This is a genomic window from Arthrobacter sp. TJ-266 (assembly GCF_058269115.1).
The window spans coordinates 155,000-171,406 of the sequence record NZ_JBZCNC010000004.1 but is presented as its reverse complement, the minus strand read 5'-3'; the positions used below and the strand labels follow the sequence as shown (position 1 = coordinate 171,406).

Sequence of the window (16,407 nt, the reverse complement as noted above, 5' to 3'; positions counted from 1 at the left end):
TCAGCCGACGTACGGGGTTGCCGAGATGATCTCGACGGTGATCTGCTTGCCGTTGGGGGCCGTGTAGGTCACCGTGTCGCCCGCTTTCCGGCCCTGGATGGCCGCGCCGAGCGGGGACTTCTCGCTGTAGACGTCCACGGTGGTGTCGCCGGCCACCTCGCGGCTGCCCAGCAGGAAGTTCTCGACGTCGCCGGCGATCTTCGCGGACACCATCATGCCCGGCTCCACCACGCCGTTGTCCGCGGGGGCTTCGCCGACGTGGGCGTTGTTGAGCAGGTGGGTGAGCTGGCGGATCCGGGCCTCGGACTTGCCCTGCTCCTCCTTGGCGGCGTGGTAGCCGCCGTTCTCCTTGAGGTCACCCTCGGAGCGTGCCTGCTCGATCCTCGCGACGATCTCCGTGCGTCCTGGGCCCGAGAGGTGCTCGAGCTCGCTCTTCAGGCGGTCGTAGGATTCCTGCGTGAGCCAGGCGGCGGCGGGTGCGCTGTTCGTGGACACGGCGTTACTCCTTCGGTTCGGCTCCCACCACCGGGGTGGGGGCTCTCGGTCACTCCGCCGGTGGTGCGGGACGCCCCGTCCTCCGGCAAGCAAACACCCCGCCTCATGGGACCGGCGAACCGGTGCTCGCGCGAAGCGGGGCGATACGTATCCCCTCATTCTAGGGGCGCAGTGGCGAGAACCCAAGAAGGGCCGCGGTCAGTCCTCCACGATCCAGCAGGCGTTCACGCCCCCGGAGACGGCGGGGGCGTCGGTGCGCAGGTCCGTCCGGTGTGCGGTGGTGCCTCCAGCGTCCTGGCCGTCCTCGGACGTGCTCGGTCCGATGGTGACGACCTTCCAGCCCACCACCGCGTAGTTCTCGCTGAGCGCCTGCACCGCGCACTGCGCCGTGGCCGCCGGGTCCTTCGTCACCTCGAAGTCGACGCTCGCACGGCCGTTCTCCGCGAGGGAGAAGCCGACGTCCTTGGAGGACACGTCGGGGCTCCCGGTGGTGAGCGCCACGGCAGCGACGGCGGCGACGGCGGCAAGCATGACCGCGATGACGAGGAGGCGCACGCGCCCCATCGGCTTCCTCGGCTTGGGGGTGCCGTAGCGAGTGGCTATTCTTGGGGGTGGCGTACCGACGGAACTCACGTCCCCATTTTAGCGCCCTATCCTCGACAGCCCGTCCGGCCGCCGAACCCGCCCGATCTTCTCCCCAGAGCCAGGAGCACGTGTTGCCGAACCAGGATTCCTCCCGCACGTCCCACGAGGGCTTCCGCCTCCTCGCGGTGCATGCCCACCCGGACGACGAGTCGAGCAAGGGTGCCGCCACCATGGCCGGGTACGTCGCCTCCGGCGCCGAGGTCATGGTCGCCACCTGCACGGGTGGCGAGCGCGGTGACATCCTCAACGCCGCCATGAACGACGATCCTCACGGCAAGCGCGATCTCTCGGGACTCCGCCGCATCGAGATGGCACGGGCCGTGCAGGAACTCGGGATCCAGCACCGGTGGCTCGGCTTCACCGATTCGGGTCTGCCGGAGGGCGACCCTCTGCCGGACCTGCCCTTCGGATGCTTCGCGCTGCAGCCCCTCGAACGCGCCGCGGCCCCCCTCGTCAAGCTCGTCCGCGAGTTCCGTCCGCACGTGATCATCAGCTATGACGAGAACGGTGGCTACCCGCACCCGGACCACATCATGGCGCACCGCGTCACGGTGGAGGCGTTCGAGGCGGCGTCCGACCCCGCGCGGTACCCCGGCACGGGAGACGCCTGGAGCGCGTCCAAGCTGTACTACGACCGCGCCTTCAACCCGGAGCGCTTTCAGGCCCTGCACTTCGCGCTCGAGGAATCCGGCCTGCAGTCGCCGTACGCCGAGAGGCTCGCGCAGTGGCTGGAGGCCGACGCCGAGGGGCATCAGCCGCCCGTCCCCACGCACCCCACCACCACGCAGATCGACGCGGGCGAGTTCTTCGGGCACCGCGAGCGCGCCCTGCTCGCCCACCGTACGCAGGTGGATCCCGAGGGCTTCTTCTTCGCCGTCTCCGTGGAGATGCAGCGGAAGGTCTGGCCGTGGGAGGACTACTCGCTCATCACGTCCCGGGTGGAGTCACCCCTCCCCGAGAGCGATTTCTTCACGGGGATCACCCCCTGATCCGCGATACGGCCTGACCAGGGCCCGCACGGGCGCCGGAGGTTTCTCCGTGCGGTTCTTCTATGCCGCGTAGAATTACGACGGAGTGCCGCCCCGTGCGGGCGGCGTCCCTCTTGATCCACACGGGCTGAGCAGTCTGAATGGTCGGACCGACGGTTCCTGGAAAACAACGGTAGAAAGTGGTGCGCGTGTTCGCTTCCCTCAGTCTCGCCGCGGCGGTGACGCCGTCCGGTGATCCGACGCTGAAGCCGGGCCTCGACCCGGCGTCCGTGACTCCCGGCACCCTGGGGTTCCTCGCGACCCTCTTCATCGTTGTGATGGTGATCTTCCTGATCCGCGACATGGTGAAGCGTGTACGTCGCGTGCGTTACGCGGCGGAGGTGGAGCAGGCGAGGGACCTGCGGAACCGGGGCGGTACCGGCGAGGTGCCGGTGTCCTCGGACAGCCCCGCGGAGGATCGCACCGTCCTCCGGACCGACGCAGGCGCGGACGCCGGCCCGCAGACGAACGGCGATCGGCTGGACGTTCCGCGCCCCGGCGGCTCCCACGGACCGGACAACCGCTGGCCTGACCACCGCTGACCGGACAACCGCTGACCGGACAACTGGGGACCGGATGAGTGCCGACCGGATGCCTGCCGACCGGATCTCATCCGGACCGGTTGCGGAGGTCGGGGTGCCTCAGGTGCCGGCGGGGTGCAGCACGGCGATCATGATCGCGATGAAGTGAGCGGCGAACGCCGCGACGGTGAAGGCGTGGAAGAGCTCGTGGAAGCCGAACACGCGCAGGGAGAAGTTGGGCCGCTTGATGCCGTAGAAGACGGCGCCGGTGATGTAGAGGACGCCGCCCACGCAGATGAGGACGGCTGCGGGGACGTTCGCGGCGAAGAAGTCCGGCATGTAGAACACGGACCCGAGGCCGAGCGCCACGTAGATGGGGACGTAGAGCCACCGCGGCGCCTCGACCCACAGGTTGCGGAAGAGGACTCCCGCCACCGCGCCGCCCCAGATGATCCAGAGCAGGGTCTCCGCCTTGTCGCGGTCGAGCAGGGCCCACGCGAGCGGGGTGTAGGAGCCCGCGATGACGAGCATGATGTTCGTGTGGTCGAGGCGCTTCAGCACCACCCGGACGCCCTCGCTCCACGTACCGCGGTGATAGACGGCGCTCACGCCGAACAGCAGCACCCCCGTCAGCGCGTAGATCGCCGATGCCACCTTCAGGCCCGGCGTGGGTGCGAGGGCGACGAGGACGATCCCGGCCGCGACGGCCAGCGGTGCGGCGACGGCGTGGATCCACCCGCGCCAGAGCGGTTTGGTGGCGAGCGCTTCGGCGAGCGGACCGGCAACCGCGTCCACGGGCCCGCCCAGATCGCTCCGACCCGTCCCGTCGCCGTCGGTCGGACCCGGGACGGCGGCTGGGCGGCGCGAGCTCATGCCCGGAATTCTAATCCACCAGGAGCACGGGAACTGCTTCCGGGCTCCGCTGGTCACAGTGGAGCGGACCGTCTCTTCAGCCCTTCATCACAGGTGCTGCCGGTACGGTATGAGGAGTCAGACGGGACGAACGTCCCGCACCATGGAGTCCCGGGTTCTCGCGGGGCGGAGCAGGGAGGGCGGCCGGGCGTGACGTGGAACTTCCCAGAGGTCGGCTACAGCTTCTACGAGCGCAGGCTGCAGCGAAACCTCGCGCCCGAGCGCATCCCGCACCACATCGGCGTGATGGTGGACGGCAACCGGCGATGGGCCAGGCTCGCGGGAGCACCGACGAGCCACGGACACCAGGCGGGAGCGGACAAGATCCACGAGTTCCTGGGCTGGTGCGAGGAACTCGGGGTGGACGTCGTTACGCTCTACATGCTCTCGACGGACAACATGGGGCGGCCCCAGGAGGAGATCGACCAGCTGCTCGGCATCATCGCCGACACCCTCGACCGCCTCGGCGAGAGTAACCGCGTGAGAGTACAACCCGTGGGTGCCCTGGACCTCCTGCCCGACGACCTCAGCACGAAGCTCGTGGACCTCGCCGCGCACACCGAGAAGATCGACGGCCTCCACGTGAACGTGGCGGTCGGCTACGGGGGTCGCCGCGAGATCGTCGACGCCGTGAAGGAGCTGATGCGCGATTCCGCCTCGAAGGGGATGTCGCTCGAGACCCTCGCCGAGGAGCTCACGGACCAGCACATCTCGTCTTTCCTCTACACCCGCGGGCAGCAGGACCCCGACCTCGTGATCAGGACGTCGGGGGAGCAGCGGCTCTCCGGGTTCCTCATGTGGCAGAGCGCCTACAGCGAGTTCTACTTCTGCGAGGCCCTCTGGCCCGATTTCCGCCGCGTGGACTTCCTCCGGGCGCTCCGTGACTTCGGGCGCCGGCAGCGGCGCTTCGGCTCCTGAGAGTTCATCAGGCCTTAACATCCGACACGCGGAAAACCCCTGCGCCGCCGCGGACGACGGCGTAGGGTCGAGCCATCGACGGCCGTCCAGAGCCGTCGACGGAAGGCCGCTGATGACGCCGACGGTGCTGACAGGCATCTCGTACGAGTCGGGGAGGCCGCGCCCGGCCTCCAGGCCGGAACGTCCCACCCCAACCCTACGAATTCGGGGTGGGTTCACCCCGGAGCGGAGTCCACGTGGCAACACTCAGCAGCACCCGCCAGCAGGCCGCCCGTCCCGCCGCCCTCGGCGCCGATGACCCGTCCGCAGCACCTTCGGGCCGTCGCAGCTACGTCATCGACACCTCCGTCCTGTTGTCGGACCCGCGGGCGATCCTGAGGTTCGCCGAACACGAGGTGATCCTCCCGGTGGTCGTCATCACCGAGCTCGAGGGCAAGCGACACGATCCCGAGCTGGGCTACTTCGCCCGGAAGGCGCTGCGGCTGCTCGACGACCTGCGCGTGGCCAACGACGGCCTCGACAGTGACGTCCCCCTCGGTGACGAGGGCGGGACGCTGCGGGTGGAGCTCAACCACGTCTCCGCCGAGGTGCTGCCGGTGGGCTTCAGGAGCGGGGACAACGACTCCCGGATCCTCGCCGTCGCCAAGAACCTGGCCGTCGAGGGTCACGACGTCACGGTGGTCTCCAAGGACCTCCCGATGCGCGTCAAGGCCTCCGCGATGGGGCTCCGCGCCGACGAGTACCGCAACGAGTTCGTGAAGGATTCGGGCTGGACCGGCGTGGCCGAGATCGACGCCACCGTGGAGGAGGTCGACGCCCTCTACGACCACGAGGCCGTCTTCACCCCGGCGGGCGCCGAGCAGCCCGTGAACACCGGCGTCATCATGCTCTCGCCACGCGGTTCGGCCCTGGGGCGCGTCGGCGCGGACAAGCACATCCGGTTGGTGCGCGGCGACCGCGACGTGTTCGGGCTGCACGGCAGGTCCGCGGAGCAGCGGCTGGCGATCGATCTCCTCATGGACCCTGAGGTCGGCATCGTGTCCCTCGGTGGCCGTGCCGGCACGGGCAAGTCCGCGCTGGCCCTGTGCGCGGGCCTCGAGGCCGTGCTCGAGCGCCGGGAACACCGCAAGGTGGTGGTCTTCCGGCCGCTCTACGCCGTCGGCGGCCAGGAGCTCGGATACCTGCCCGGCAGCGAGAGCGAGAAGATGAACCCGTGGGCGCAGGCCGTCTTCGACACGCTCGGCGCCCTCGTCTCCCAGGAGGTCGTGGAGGAGGTCATGGATCGCGGCATGCTCGAGGTGCTCCCTCTGACCCACATCCGCGGCCGCAGCCTCCATGATTCCTTCGTGATCGTCGACGAGGCGCAGTCGCTGGAGAAGAACGTGCTGCTGACAGTGATGAGCCGCATCGGGCAGAACTCGAGGATCGTCCTCACGCACGACGTCGCGCAGCGCGACAACCTGCGGGTGGGGCGGCACGACGGCGTGGCCGCCGTCGTCGAGACCCTCAAGGGGCACCCGCTCTTCGGTCACGTGACCCTGACGAGGTCGGAGCGCTCGCCGATCGCGGCTCTCGTCACCGATCTGCTGGAGGGTGCGGAGATCTGACCGGCGGGAGCGCACCCGCGTCGGCCGACCGGGTGCGCGCCGGGCGCCGCCGTCCTCGCGGCGGCGTCGTCATCGTCCACAGGACCATGACGGCGGTGAGTGCTGCCGGACGACCTGGGCTAGCGTGAACTCGTGACCGCCGTCCTCGCCCGCTACCTGCAGGACGCACCCGCGGCGGCGGCGCTGCTGGTCCTCGCGCTCACCGGGTTCCTACTCGTCGGGGCGCGCTTGGCCGTCATCGATGCCCGTACGCACCGACTGCCGGACCGGATCGTGCTGCCCTCCTATCCGGCGGCCGCCCTGCTCCTCGGAGCAGCAGCCGGCGCCGCAGGGGAGTGGGAACGCCTCGCAATCATGCTCGGCGGGGCAGCGGCGCTCCTCGCGGGTTTCGCCGCCCTGCATCTGGTGAACCGGCGCGGGCTCGGTCGCGGGGACGTCAAGCTCGCGGGGGTCCTCGGCCTCTACCTGGGCTTCGTCGGGTGGCCCGCCGTCTGGTGGGGACCGTTCCTCGCGGTGGTGCTGGGCGGGCTGTGGAGCCTGGCCCTCGTCCTGGCGCGGCGCGCCTCGCTCACCTCGCGCATCGCGTTCGGGCCGTTCCTCCTCCTGGGCACAGCGCTCGCGCTCGCCGTACTACGCTGATCCGCATGCCCACGCCCGACTTCGTCCTCGCGCTCCGCCGGAAGATCGGCCATGACCCGCTCTGGCTTCCCGGTGTCGGCGGTGTGGTGTTCGACGACGACGGCCGGGTGCTCCTCGGTCAGCGTGCCGACAACGGTGCCTGGACCATCATCACCGGGATGGTGGAGCCAGGAGAGGAACCCGCCGTCGCCCTGCGCCGGGAGGTCGAGGAGGAGACCGGTGTCGTCGTCGAGGTGGAGCATCTGCTGGACACCGGCGTCGTCGGCCCGATCACGTTCCCGAACGGGGACGTGTGCACGTTCCTGACCCTCGACTTCCGGTGCCGCGCGATCAGCGGGACGGCGCGCGTCAACGACGACGAATCACTCGACGTGCGCTGGTTCACCCTCGACGACCTGCCGGAGCTCAACCCCCGACACCTGGCGCTCGTGCGCGGCGCCCGGGAGTTCGACGGCAGGACCCGCTTCGTCTCCTGACGACGCGGCCGTCCTCAGGTGCCGGAGCCGCCGCTGTCCGCGGACCCACCGCGCGAGGCCTCCGCTGCTGCGGGCACCTTCGAGGTTTCGGAGGCGGACGTCGTCGTGCCCGCCATGCGCTCGCGCTCGAGACGGACGGCCTCCTCGCCGCCGATGGCCTCGCCCCGGGCCACCATGCCGGAGGTCTCGGACAGGGGGATCTCGCGCAGCAGCAGCGCCAGCACGAGGGCGATCACCAGGAACGGGACGAGGTAGAGGAACACCGGGGCCAGTGACTCCGCGTAGTCGCTCACCACGGCATCCCGCACCTGGTCCGGCAGGGCGTTCAGCGCGGCAGGGTCGAGGGTCGACGTCGCCTCGCCGGCAGCCTCCGGGCTCGCGCCGAAGGTGGAGAACGTCCCGTTGAGGCGCTCCGAGAGGCGGCTCGTGAAGATGGCCCCGAACACGGCGACGCCGAGGGAGGCGCCCACCTCGCGGAAGTAGTTGTTGGTGCTGGTCGCGACGCCCACCATGGTCGGCGCGACCGAGTTCTGCACCACGAGGACGATCACCTGCATGATGAGGCCGAGACCGGCGCCGAAGAAGAACAGCATGGTGCAGATGACCCAGATGGGTGTGCTCGCGGTCAGCGTGGACATCCAGAGCAGCGTAGCGATCGTCAGGGAGACGCCGACGATGGGGTACCTGCGGTACCTGCCGGACCGCGAGATGGCGATGCCGGAGTAGATCGACGTGCCCATGAGCCCCACGATCATCGGGACGAGGAGCAGGCCCGAGACGGCTGCCGACGTGCCGGAGGCCATCTGCAGGAAGGTGGGCATGAAGGCGAGGGCGGCGAACATGCCGAGGCCGAGCGTGAGGCCGATGCCCGTGCTGGTCACGAAGGTGCGGTTCCGGAAGAGCTCCAGCGGGATGATGGGATCCTCCGCGCGGCGCTCCACCATGACGAAGGCCACGACCGCGAGGACCATGCCTGCGCCGAAGGCCCAGGTGAGCGGGGACGTCCAGCCCTCGGCGGCATCACCGCCGAAATCGGTGAAGAAGATGAGGCAGGTCGTGGCGAGGGAGAGCAGGACCACACCGGCGATGTCGATGCGCTTCGTGGCCTTCTTCGAGGGCAGCCGCAGCGTGAACCAGGCGATCGCGAAGGCCGCGATGCCCACGGGGATGTTGATGTAGAACGCCCAGTTCCAGGTGAGGTGGTCCACGAAGTAGCCGCCGAGCAGCGGGCCCGCCACGGCACTGAGGCCGAAGATGCCGCCGAGGGGGCCCATGTACTTGCCGCGCTCGTTGGCCGGCACGATGTCCGCGATGATGGCCTGCGAGAGGATCATCAGCCCGCCGCCACCCAGACCCTGGATGGCGCGGAAGATCACGAAGGCCCAGAAGTCGGTGGCGAAGGCGCAGGCGATCGACGCGACGGTGAAGAGCGCGATGGCGAACAGGAACAGGTTCCGCCGGCCGAGGACGTCGCCGAACTTGCCGTAGATCGGCATGACGATGGTGGTCGCGAGGAGGTACGCCGTCGTGATCCACACCTGGTGCTCCACGCCGCCGAGCTGACCCACGATGGTCGGCATGGCCGTGGAGACGATCGTCTGGTCGAGGCTCGAGAGCAGCATCCCGGCGATCAGGGCAGAGAAGATGATCCAGATGCGTCGCTGGGTCAGGAGGAGGGGGCCGTCCGGCGCCGTCGTGGAACTCATGCTGGGTCCTGGTTCTCGTTCTGGGAGGTGGGGAAGAGGTAGCGCAGCGCCTCGATGTTCCGTCGGAACACCTCGGCGTAGGTGAGGGTGTTGCCCTCGGCGAAGAACTCGTCGAAGGACCTGCGCGCGAGTCCGCCGAACACGAAGGTGGCGACTCGGGGCACGGGGTGGTCCGCGGGCAGCGCCTCGCGATCGACGATGGCGTCGATCAGGAGCTGGGATCTCGCCTCGGCTCGGGCGAAGAGCTTCGCGAGCAGCTGCGGTTCGCGCTGCAGGACGGCGGACAGGGTCAGGTACTCCTCGCGGGAGATCGCCATCCGATCGCCGAAGTCGGCGATGAGGGCTGTGAGGACCTCCAGCAGCGGGACGGGCTGCTCGGCCCTGCCGGACTCGACGAAGGCATTGAGGAGTTCCTCGGCCCCGGTGTCGTCGGAGTGGCCGAGGACGGCGTCCTCCTTGGTGGGGAAGTAGTTGAAGAACGTCCGGCGTGAGATGCCCACCTGCTCGCACAGGTGGTCCACGGTGAAGCCGCTCAGGCCGCCCTCGAGCGTGAGCCTCCTGGCCTCGGAGACGACGGACGCGCGCGTGCGAAGACGCTTGCGTTCACGTAGTCCCGTGTCCTGGTTCGTTGCACTCGAAGTCACGGAGTACATATTTACACTCTGAGGTCTAGAGTGCAAATTGTTGTTCGGTACAACAGAAAGGGGTGCACCGCGATCGCGGTGCACCCCTTCCGACGACCCTGCTCAGCCCTGCGGGGGCCTCGTCATCGACAGGACGTCGAGGGCGGAATCGAGCTGCTCCTCGGTGAGTTCGCCGCGCTCCACGAACCCGAGGGCGATCACGGCCTCGCGCACGGTGAGCCCCTCGGCGACGGCCTTCTTCGCGATCTTCGCCGCGTTCTCGTAGCCGATGTACTTGTTCAGGGGCGTCACGATCGAGGGGGAGGCCTCGGCGAGGAAGCGCGCGCGCTCCACGTTCGCCGTGATGCCGTCGATCATCCGGTCCGCGGAGACCCGTGTCGAGGTGCTCAGGAGGCGGATCGACTCGAGGACGTTGCGGGCGATCACCGGGATGCCGACGTTCAGCTCGAACGCACCGTTGGTACCGGACCATGCCACCGTCGCGTCGTTGCCGACCACCTGCGCGCAGACCATGATGACGGCCTCCGCGATGACGGGGTTGACCTTGCCGGGCATGATCGAGGAGCCGGGCTGGAGGTCGGGCAGGGCAATCTCGCCGAGGCCGGTGTTGGGGCCGGAGCCCAGCCACCGGAGGTCGTTGTGGATCTTGGTGAGCGAGACGGCGATGGTTCGCAACATGCCGGAGATCTCGACCAGGGAGTCGCGGTTGGCCTGCGCCTCGAAGTGGTCGCGCGCCTCGGTGAGGGGCAGGCCGGTGTCCGTGGCCAGCAGCTCGATCACACGGGCGGAGAAACCGGCGGGCGTGTTGATGCCGGTGCCCACGGCCGTGCCGCCGAGGGGCACCTCGGCCACGCGTGCGAGCGAGGCGTGGATGCGCTCGATCCCGTAGCGGACCTGCGCGGCGTAGCCGCCGAACTCCTGGCCGAGGGTCACCGGTGTGGCGTCCATGAGATGGGTACGGCCCGACTTCACGACGCTGCTGAACTCCGCGGCCTTCCGCTCGAGTGCCTCGGCGAGGTGGGTCAAAGCGGGGACGAGGTCCTTGACGAGCGCGGAGGTCGCCGCCACGTGGACGGAGGTCGGGAAGACGTCGTTCGAGGACTGCGAGGCGTTGACGTGGTCGTTCGGGTGGACCGTCGTCGTGCTGCCCGCCGCTTCGAGCGCGCGGCTGGCGAGGGTCGCGATGACCTCGTTGGCGTTCATGTTGGAGGAGGTGCCGGAGCCGGTCTGGTAGATGTCCACCGGGAAGTCGTCGTCGTACCGGCCGGAGGCGACGTCGTCGGCGGCAGCCTCGATGGCACGTGCACGTTCCTCGTCCAGTACGCCGAGCTCGGCGTTGGCGGTGGCCGCGGCCTTCTTGATGCGTGCGAGGGCCTCGATGTGCGCGCGCTCCAGGCGCGTCCCCGAGATGGGGAAGTTCTCGACGGCGCGCTGGGTCTGGGCGCGGTAGAGCGCGTTGATCGGCACCCTCACCTCACCCATGGTGTCGTGCTCGATGCGGTACTCGCCGGCACCCGCATCCTCACCGCCGGGCGCAGCGCCCGTCGTCGTCGGATCAGGGCTGGCTGCAGGCGATGGAGTCATGCCGCCAATTCTCGCCTTCCGCGCGACACCGCGCCAAATCGGAAGTGCCCTCTCGCACGGGGCCAGTGCCGGACGGACGTGTCAGACGGCGTCGGCGCCCGAGACGAGCACGGCCTTGCCCTCGTCGAGGCTGTAGGAGACACCGATCACCGCGACCGATCCTGACCGCACGGCCTCGGAGATCACCCGCGAACTGTCGGAGAGGCGCTGCGCCGTCTGCCTCGTGTGCTCCACCACGGTGGCATTGACGTCGGTGACGCCTGCGCGCCGGGCCGTGAGGACGGACGGCGTGATGCGCTCCACGAGGTCGCGGATGAAGCCCGCGGGCATCTCACCGGTCTCGACGGCGTTCATGGTGGCGGTGACCGCACCGCAGCTGTCATGACCCAGCACGACGATCAGGGGTACACCGAGCACGCCGACGCTGTACTCGAGCGAGCCGAGCACGGCGTCGTCGATGACCTGCCCTGCCGTCCGGACCACGAAGACGTCACCGAGGCCGAGGTCGAAGATGATCTCGGCGGCGAGACGCGAGTCGGAGCAGCCGAAGACCACCGCGAACGGGTTCTGGTTGCTCACGAGTGAGGCACGGCGCGAGGCGTCCTGGTTGGGGTGCGAGGCGTCCGAGGCGACGAACCGCGCATTGCCCTCCTGCAGGCGCTGCCACGCGGCGGCGGGGGTCAGGCGTTGGGTCACGCGGTCACTGTAGCGTCCCTGGCCGCACGGCCGGTCCTCATGAGCCGTCCGTGTCGGCGGATGACAGGCGCTCGGCCTCCTCGACGGCGTTCTGCCGCACGTCCTCGATGACGGTCTCGCCCATGGTGTCGAACTCCGTGAGCGAGGCCTCGCCGTTGAGGATCACGGTATTGCCGTCCACCTCGGCGGTCAGCACGGTGTCGCCGTTGGGCGCATCGAGCAGCTCCCAGTCGAGCCCGCCGATGGTGCGGGTCCCCGAGACCTGCGCGTCGCCGATCCGCTGCGCCGTCCAGGTGGGGTTGGCGTCGTCGGTCTGGGTCAACTGGATGAACCCGGTGTCCGAGGTCAAGTACCCGACCTCCCAGAAGTCGACGCCGTCGCTGCGGCCCGTGACCCAGCGGGCGTAGTTGGAGGACCAGCCCTCGGGGAGGGCGGGTGCGGCGGGGAGGTACCCGGCGTCGCCGGCCGCCTGGCGCGCGATGGTCTCGACGTCGATGGAGCGCTGGTACGTCTCCGCGGTGTACGTGGGGTTCAGGAAGTAGACGGGCAGCACGACGGCGATGGTGGCGCCGGTGGCGAGCAGCATGCCACGTGCCGTGGAGCTGGCACGCTTCGCCTGGTTCGGCGTCAGCGTGATGGGCGGTGCGTCGTCGTTCAGTTCGGCCTCGAGGCGCGCCGCATCGGCCGCCCGCCGGTCCTCGCCTTGATCAGTCACCCCTCCATTTTCGCCGACGCGGGCCTCTGCGCCTAACCGGCTGCGGAGGTCACCCGACGTCGGCCGGGCATCGGCCGGGCGAAGGGACGCGGAGCGACGCGGCACGACCGCGGCCGGTGTGGAGGACGAAGGTCACAGGGCGCACGCGCGGAGGTCGCGCCTATGATGACATCACGGACTGCCAGGCGCCCGTGCACTGCCCGATGACCTTCGACGATGAGGATAGACGTGCCCAAGAACGCCATGAATGCCCAGTACTCGACGCTCTCACCGGCCCTCGCCGTCGGGGACGACGAGCCGGACCGGAACCTCGCGCTGGAGCTCGTCCGCGTCACGGAGGCCGCGGCGATCGCGGGTGGCCACTGGGTGGGCTTCGGGGACAAGAACCTCGCCGACGGCGCAGCAGTGGACGCCATGCGCTCGCTCCTCCAGACCGTCCACTTCAACGGTGTGGTGGTCATCGGCGAGGGCGAGAAGGACGAGGCGCCCATGCTGTTCAACGGTGAGCGCGTCGGTGACGGCAGCGGCCCGGAGTGCGACGTCGCCGTCGACCCGATCGACGGCACGCGCCTCACCGCACTCGGTATCAACAACGCGCTCGCGGTGCTCGCGGTCGCCGAGCGCGGCTCCATGTTCGATCCCTCCGCCGTGTTCTACATGGAGAAGCTCGTCACCGGTCCCGAGGCCGCGGACATGGTGGACCTGCGCCTGCCGGTCAAGCAGAACCTGCACCTCATCGCCAAGGCCAACGGCAAGAAGGTCAGCCAGCTCAACGTGATGATCCTCGACCGCGACCGCCACAAGCCGCTCATCGAGGAGATCCGCGCAGCCGGTGCGCGCACGAAGTTTATCATGGACGGCGACGTGGCCGGTGCCATCGCCGCCGCCCGGGAGGGCACCGACGTCGACGCCCTCATGGGCATCGGAGGAACGCCCGAGGGGATCGTGGCGGCCTGCGCCATCAAGTCCCTCGGCGGCGTCATCCAGGGCCGCCTGTGGCCCACGAGCGACGACGAGAAGCAGAAGGCGCTCGACGCGGGCCACGACCTCGATCGCGTGCTCTCCACCAACGACCTCGTCACGAGCGACAACTGCTACTTCGCTGCCACCGGCATCACCGACGGCGACCTGCTGCGCGGCGTGCGGTACAGCAAGGACAAGGTGCTCACGCAGTCCATGGTGATGCGCTCGAAGTCCGGCACCATCCGCGTTGTGGACGGCGAGCACCAGGCGCACAAGTGGCAGACGTACGCCCGCGTGCAGGAGTGACCGACGGGCAGGGCCCGGGGCGGCTATAGGCTGGTCGGATGAGTCTTTCCGTGTCCCCCTGCTCCGATTCCGCCCTGTGGGACGCCACCGTCGAAGGCCTGGGCGGCCACCCGCAGCAGCTGTGGGGGTGGGGTCAGACGAAGGCGAAGCACGGCTGGAGCGCCGACCGCGTGCTCGTTCAGGAGGACGGCGTGGTGGTCGGCGCCGCGCAGCTGGTGCTGAAGGCCCTGCCCACTCCGCTGCGCAGCCTCGCCTACGTGCCGCGCGGGCCGCAGACGCTTGCGGGGCGTGAGGTCGACGTCCTGCAGGCCGTGGCCGGGTACGTGCGCGCGGCCCACCGGTCCGTTGCGCTGTCCATCGAGCCCGACTGGGACGCGGACAGCGAGGCGGTGCGGGCCCTGCCCGCTGCCGGCTGGAGGCAGAGCACCAGCACCATCCTGATCGGCCGCACCCTCATCCTGGACCTGCGGCGCTCCGAGGACGAGCTCCTGGCCGACATGACCAAGAAGCACCGGCAGTACATCCGGAAGTCCGGGCGCGAGGGGCTCGTCATCCGCCGCGTACTGCGGAGCGAGCTCGACGCATGCCTCGAGGTGTACCGGCAGACGGCCGAGCGGGCTGAGTTCGGGATCCACGAGGCCTCCTACTACCGCGACATCTTCGACCTCCTCGGCGACGCGTCGCCCGTGTACGCGGCCTTCGAGGGGGAGGACGTCGTCGCGTTCCTCTGGTTGTCGACCACCGGGACCACCTCCTTCGAGCTGTACGGCGGGATGACGGCGGCCGGCGAGCGCCTCCGGGCCAACTACGCGCTCAAGTGGTTCGCCATCCAGGAGATGAAGGCCCGGGGGGTCTCGCGGTACGACTTCAACGGGCTGCTCAACGACGGCGTCTCGAAGTTCAAGATGGGCTGGGCCACGCACGAGAACCAGCTCGCGGGCACCTGGGACCTGCCGCTCTCGCGGTTCTACCCCCTGTTCAGCCGCGCCCTCCCGCTCGCGAAGCGCTCGCTGCAGGTGGCACGCAGCCAAGCAGGCAAGGCTGTTGCCCGCGTGCGTGGAGGGCGGGCCTGACGGCTTTGTCCGGATTGCCGTCAGGGAAGCGCGGGAGCGCTGTCGGGGTGCCTGCGGGCGGCCCTAGAGCGAGGGTGCGCCACCGACCGTGACCGCGAAGGCCAGCACCGGCCCGTCCGTGGCGCCGTGGGTGTCCGCAGCCGGCCTGACCACGAGCGGTGCCTCCCCGGCCCCCACGAACGCGCTGCCCCCACGGGGAACCGTGAGGGTGGCATTGGGAGTGTCCAGGAGGATCGCGCCACTGACTGCGAGGACGACGACGGGGCCGTTCTGCACCACGGCCACATGGGCCGGGGTGACGCTCTCTCCGGGAGGTAGCGGTTGGTCCGCGTCGCCGGCCCCGCGGCCCTGCTCCGCGGCGGCACGGTCGCGGCCCGCGGCAGGGTCCTGGAGAACGATCCGCTGCAGCTGGAACTCGTCGAACGGCGGCCGGTACAGCTCCTGGTCGAGGAGCGTGTACTCCGGGGCGAGGGCCGGTGGCGTCACGGGCTCGAAGACCACGGTGCCGAGCAGCTCGGACGTGTCCACGTGCTTGGGGGTCAGGCCGCCGCGGAGCACGTTGTCGGAGGAGGCCATGACCTCGATGCCGAGACCGCGCAGGTAGGCATGGATGTTCCCGGCGGGCAGGTGGAGGGCCTCGCCGGGACGCAGTGACACCCTGTTGAGGAGCAGTGCAATCAGCACTCCGGGATCGCCCGGGTACTGGTCGTGCAGCTCGGTGATCGTCGCGAGGTCGCGCTGCACGCCGTGCGCGGACGGCGATCCTGCCCCGACGGGCTCCGGGCGGCGCCGGACGGCGGCGGCGACCTCCTCGACCGCTTCCCGTGGCGCCGCGAGGAGTTCCTCGAACGCCGCGCGGAGTGCGTCCTCCCCGCCGACCGTGAGGCGCGCGGCGATGCCGTCCACCAGGGTGTGCGCGGCGGTGCCCGGGGCGACGGCGTCGGTGAGCTCCGCGAACACGGTGGCCGCCTCGGCAGGCGGTCTGAAACCACAGAGCGCGTCGAACGGGGTCAGCGCGTAGATCATCTCGGGCTTGTGGTTGCGGTCGCGGTAGTTGCGGTGCGGGGCGTCCTGCGGCACGCCGGCGGCCTCCTCGGCGTCGTACCCCGCCCCCGCCTGCTCGAGGCTGGGGTGCACCTGCAGTGAGAGCGCCGCGTCGGCGGCGAGCACCTTCAGGAGGTAGGGCAGGCGTCCGTGGTACCGGTGAGCGGCCTCCGATCCGAGGAGCCCCTCGGGGTCCTCGCCGATCACCTCGTCGAGGCGCCTACGTGTCCCGTCGGTGTGCACGACGACGGACGGCGAGTCGGGGTGGGCACCCACCCAGAGTTCGGCCTCCGGCCCGCCCGAGGGTTCACGGCCGAGCAGATCGGCGATGGCGCGCTCGGAGCCCCACGCGTAGGGCCGCAGGGTGTTCTCGAGGAGGTACATCGTGGGGTCCTTCGCGGTCGCGGTCGGGTAGTGCGGTGTACGTGCGGTGCG

17 protein-coding genes are annotated in these 16,407 nt (G+C 69.7%); 8 read left to right on the top strand and 9 right to left on the bottom strand.

From position 1 onward, the window contains the following. Both greA and AC4D12_RS12445 read right to left on the bottom strand, forming a co-directional pair. Entirely contained in the window at positions 1-495 is a 495-nt protein-coding gene (gene greA, locus AC4D12_RS12450; protein ID WP_490950250.1) for a transcription elongation factor GreA, read from the bottom strand. Positions 496-693: 198 nt separating this feature from the next. After that, a complete protein-coding gene (locus tag AC4D12_RS12445) occupies positions 694-1,059 on the bottom strand; it encodes a DUF4307 domain-containing protein (RefSeq protein ID WP_490950249.1) in 366 nt (121 codons plus the stop codon). Positions 1,060-1,208: 149 nt separating this feature from the next. Between AC4D12_RS12445 and mca the strand changes: the two genes are divergently transcribed. Both mca and AC4D12_RS12435 read left to right on the top strand, forming a co-directional pair. Further along, positions 1,209-2,129, top strand: coding sequence for a mycothiol conjugate amidase Mca (mca, locus tag AC4D12_RS12440; protein WP_490950248.1), 921 nt, complete (start codon positions 1,209-1,211; stop codon positions 2,127-2,129). A gap of 188 nt (positions 2,130-2,317) precedes the next feature. Next, entirely contained in the window at positions 2,318-2,710 is a 393-nt protein-coding gene (locus tag AC4D12_RS12435; protein ID WP_490950247.1) for a hypothetical protein, read from the top strand. Positions 2,711-2,809: 99 nt separating this feature from the next. Here AC4D12_RS12435 and trhA read toward each other — a convergent pair whose 3' ends face one another. Next, positions 2,810-3,562, bottom strand: coding sequence for a PAQR family membrane homeostasis protein TrhA (gene trhA / locus AC4D12_RS12430; RefSeq protein WP_490950246.1), 753 nt, complete (start codon positions 3,560-3,562; stop codon positions 2,810-2,812). 189 nt (positions 3,563-3,751) lie between these two features. Here trhA and AC4D12_RS12425 point away from each other — a divergent pair, with 189 nt between their 5' ends. From AC4D12_RS12425 to AC4D12_RS12410, 4 genes are all read left to right on the top strand, one after another. Then, a complete protein-coding gene (locus AC4D12_RS12425; protein ID WP_490950245.1) occupies positions 3,752-4,519 on the top strand; it encodes an isoprenyl transferase in 768 nt (255 codons plus the stop codon). Between the two features lie 335 nt (positions 4,520-4,854). Beyond that, entirely contained in the window at positions 4,855-6,126 is a 1,272-nt protein-coding gene (gene phoH2, locus AC4D12_RS12420) for an RNA 5'-3' helicase PhoH2 (RefSeq protein WP_490950647.1), read from the top strand. 132 nt (positions 6,127-6,258) lie between these two features. Then, entirely contained in the window at positions 6,259-6,765 is a 507-nt protein-coding gene (locus tag AC4D12_RS12415) for a prepilin peptidase (protein ID WP_490950244.1), read from the top strand. A 5-nt stretch (positions 6,766-6,770) separates the two neighbouring features. Further along, entirely contained in the window at positions 6,771-7,241 is a 471-nt protein-coding gene (locus tag AC4D12_RS12410; RefSeq protein ID WP_490950243.1) for an NUDIX hydrolase, read from the top strand. A gap of 14 nt (positions 7,242-7,255) precedes the next feature. On the opposite strand, the gene AC4D12_RS12405 is transcribed toward AC4D12_RS12410, so the two are convergent. The 5 genes from AC4D12_RS12405 to AC4D12_RS12385 form a co-directional block, all read right to left on the bottom strand. After that, positions 7,256-8,947 carry an MDR family MFS transporter gene (locus tag AC4D12_RS12405; protein ID WP_490950242.1) on the bottom strand — a complete coding sequence of 564 codons (1,692 nt, stop codon included), beginning with the start codon at positions 8,945-8,947 and terminating at the stop codon, positions 7,256-7,258. Continuing rightward, on the bottom strand, positions 8,944-9,600 hold the full coding sequence (locus AC4D12_RS12400; protein ID WP_490950241.1) for a TetR/AcrR family transcriptional regulator: 657 nt from the start codon (positions 9,598-9,600) through the stop codon (positions 8,944-8,946). The genes AC4D12_RS12405 and AC4D12_RS12400 overlap by 4 nt, the downstream gene beginning before the upstream one ends. A 93-nt stretch (positions 9,601-9,693) precedes the next feature. Continuing rightward, positions 9,694-11,175: a class II fumarate hydratase gene (locus tag AC4D12_RS12395; protein WP_490950240.1), complete on the bottom strand. Its 1,482-nt coding sequence runs from the start codon at positions 11,173-11,175 to the stop codon at positions 9,694-9,696. 81 nt (positions 11,176-11,256) lie between these two features. Then, positions 11,257-11,871 carry a carbonic anhydrase gene (locus AC4D12_RS12390; RefSeq protein WP_490950239.1) on the bottom strand — a complete coding sequence of 205 codons (615 nt, stop codon included), beginning with the start codon at positions 11,869-11,871 and terminating at the stop codon, positions 11,257-11,259. A 37-nt stretch (positions 11,872-11,908) separates the two neighbouring features. After that, positions 11,909-12,586: a DUF4245 domain-containing protein gene (locus AC4D12_RS12385; RefSeq protein ID WP_490950238.1), complete on the bottom strand. Its 678-nt coding sequence runs from the start codon at positions 12,584-12,586 to the stop codon at positions 11,909-11,911. Between the two features lie 243 nt (positions 12,587-12,829). Between AC4D12_RS12385 and glpX the strand changes: the two genes are divergently transcribed. Continuing rightward, entirely contained in the window at positions 12,830-13,855 is a 1,026-nt protein-coding gene (gene glpX / locus AC4D12_RS12380; protein ID WP_490950646.1) for a class II fructose-bisphosphatase, read from the top strand. Positions 13,856-13,893: 38 nt separating this feature from the next. Further along, entirely contained in the window at positions 13,894-14,928 is a 1,035-nt protein-coding gene (locus AC4D12_RS12375; protein WP_490950237.1) for a lipid II:glycine glycyltransferase FemX, read from the top strand. A 63-nt stretch (positions 14,929-14,991) separates the two neighbouring features. Here AC4D12_RS12375 and manA read toward each other — a convergent pair whose 3' ends face one another. Next, the gene (gene manA / locus AC4D12_RS12370) at positions 14,992-16,356 is read right to left on the bottom strand and encodes a mannose-6-phosphate isomerase, class I (protein ID WP_490950236.1); all 1,365 of its coding nucleotides are present in this window, start codon (positions 16,354-16,356) and stop codon (positions 14,992-14,994) included. Positions 16,357-16,407: the final 51 nt, after the last annotated feature.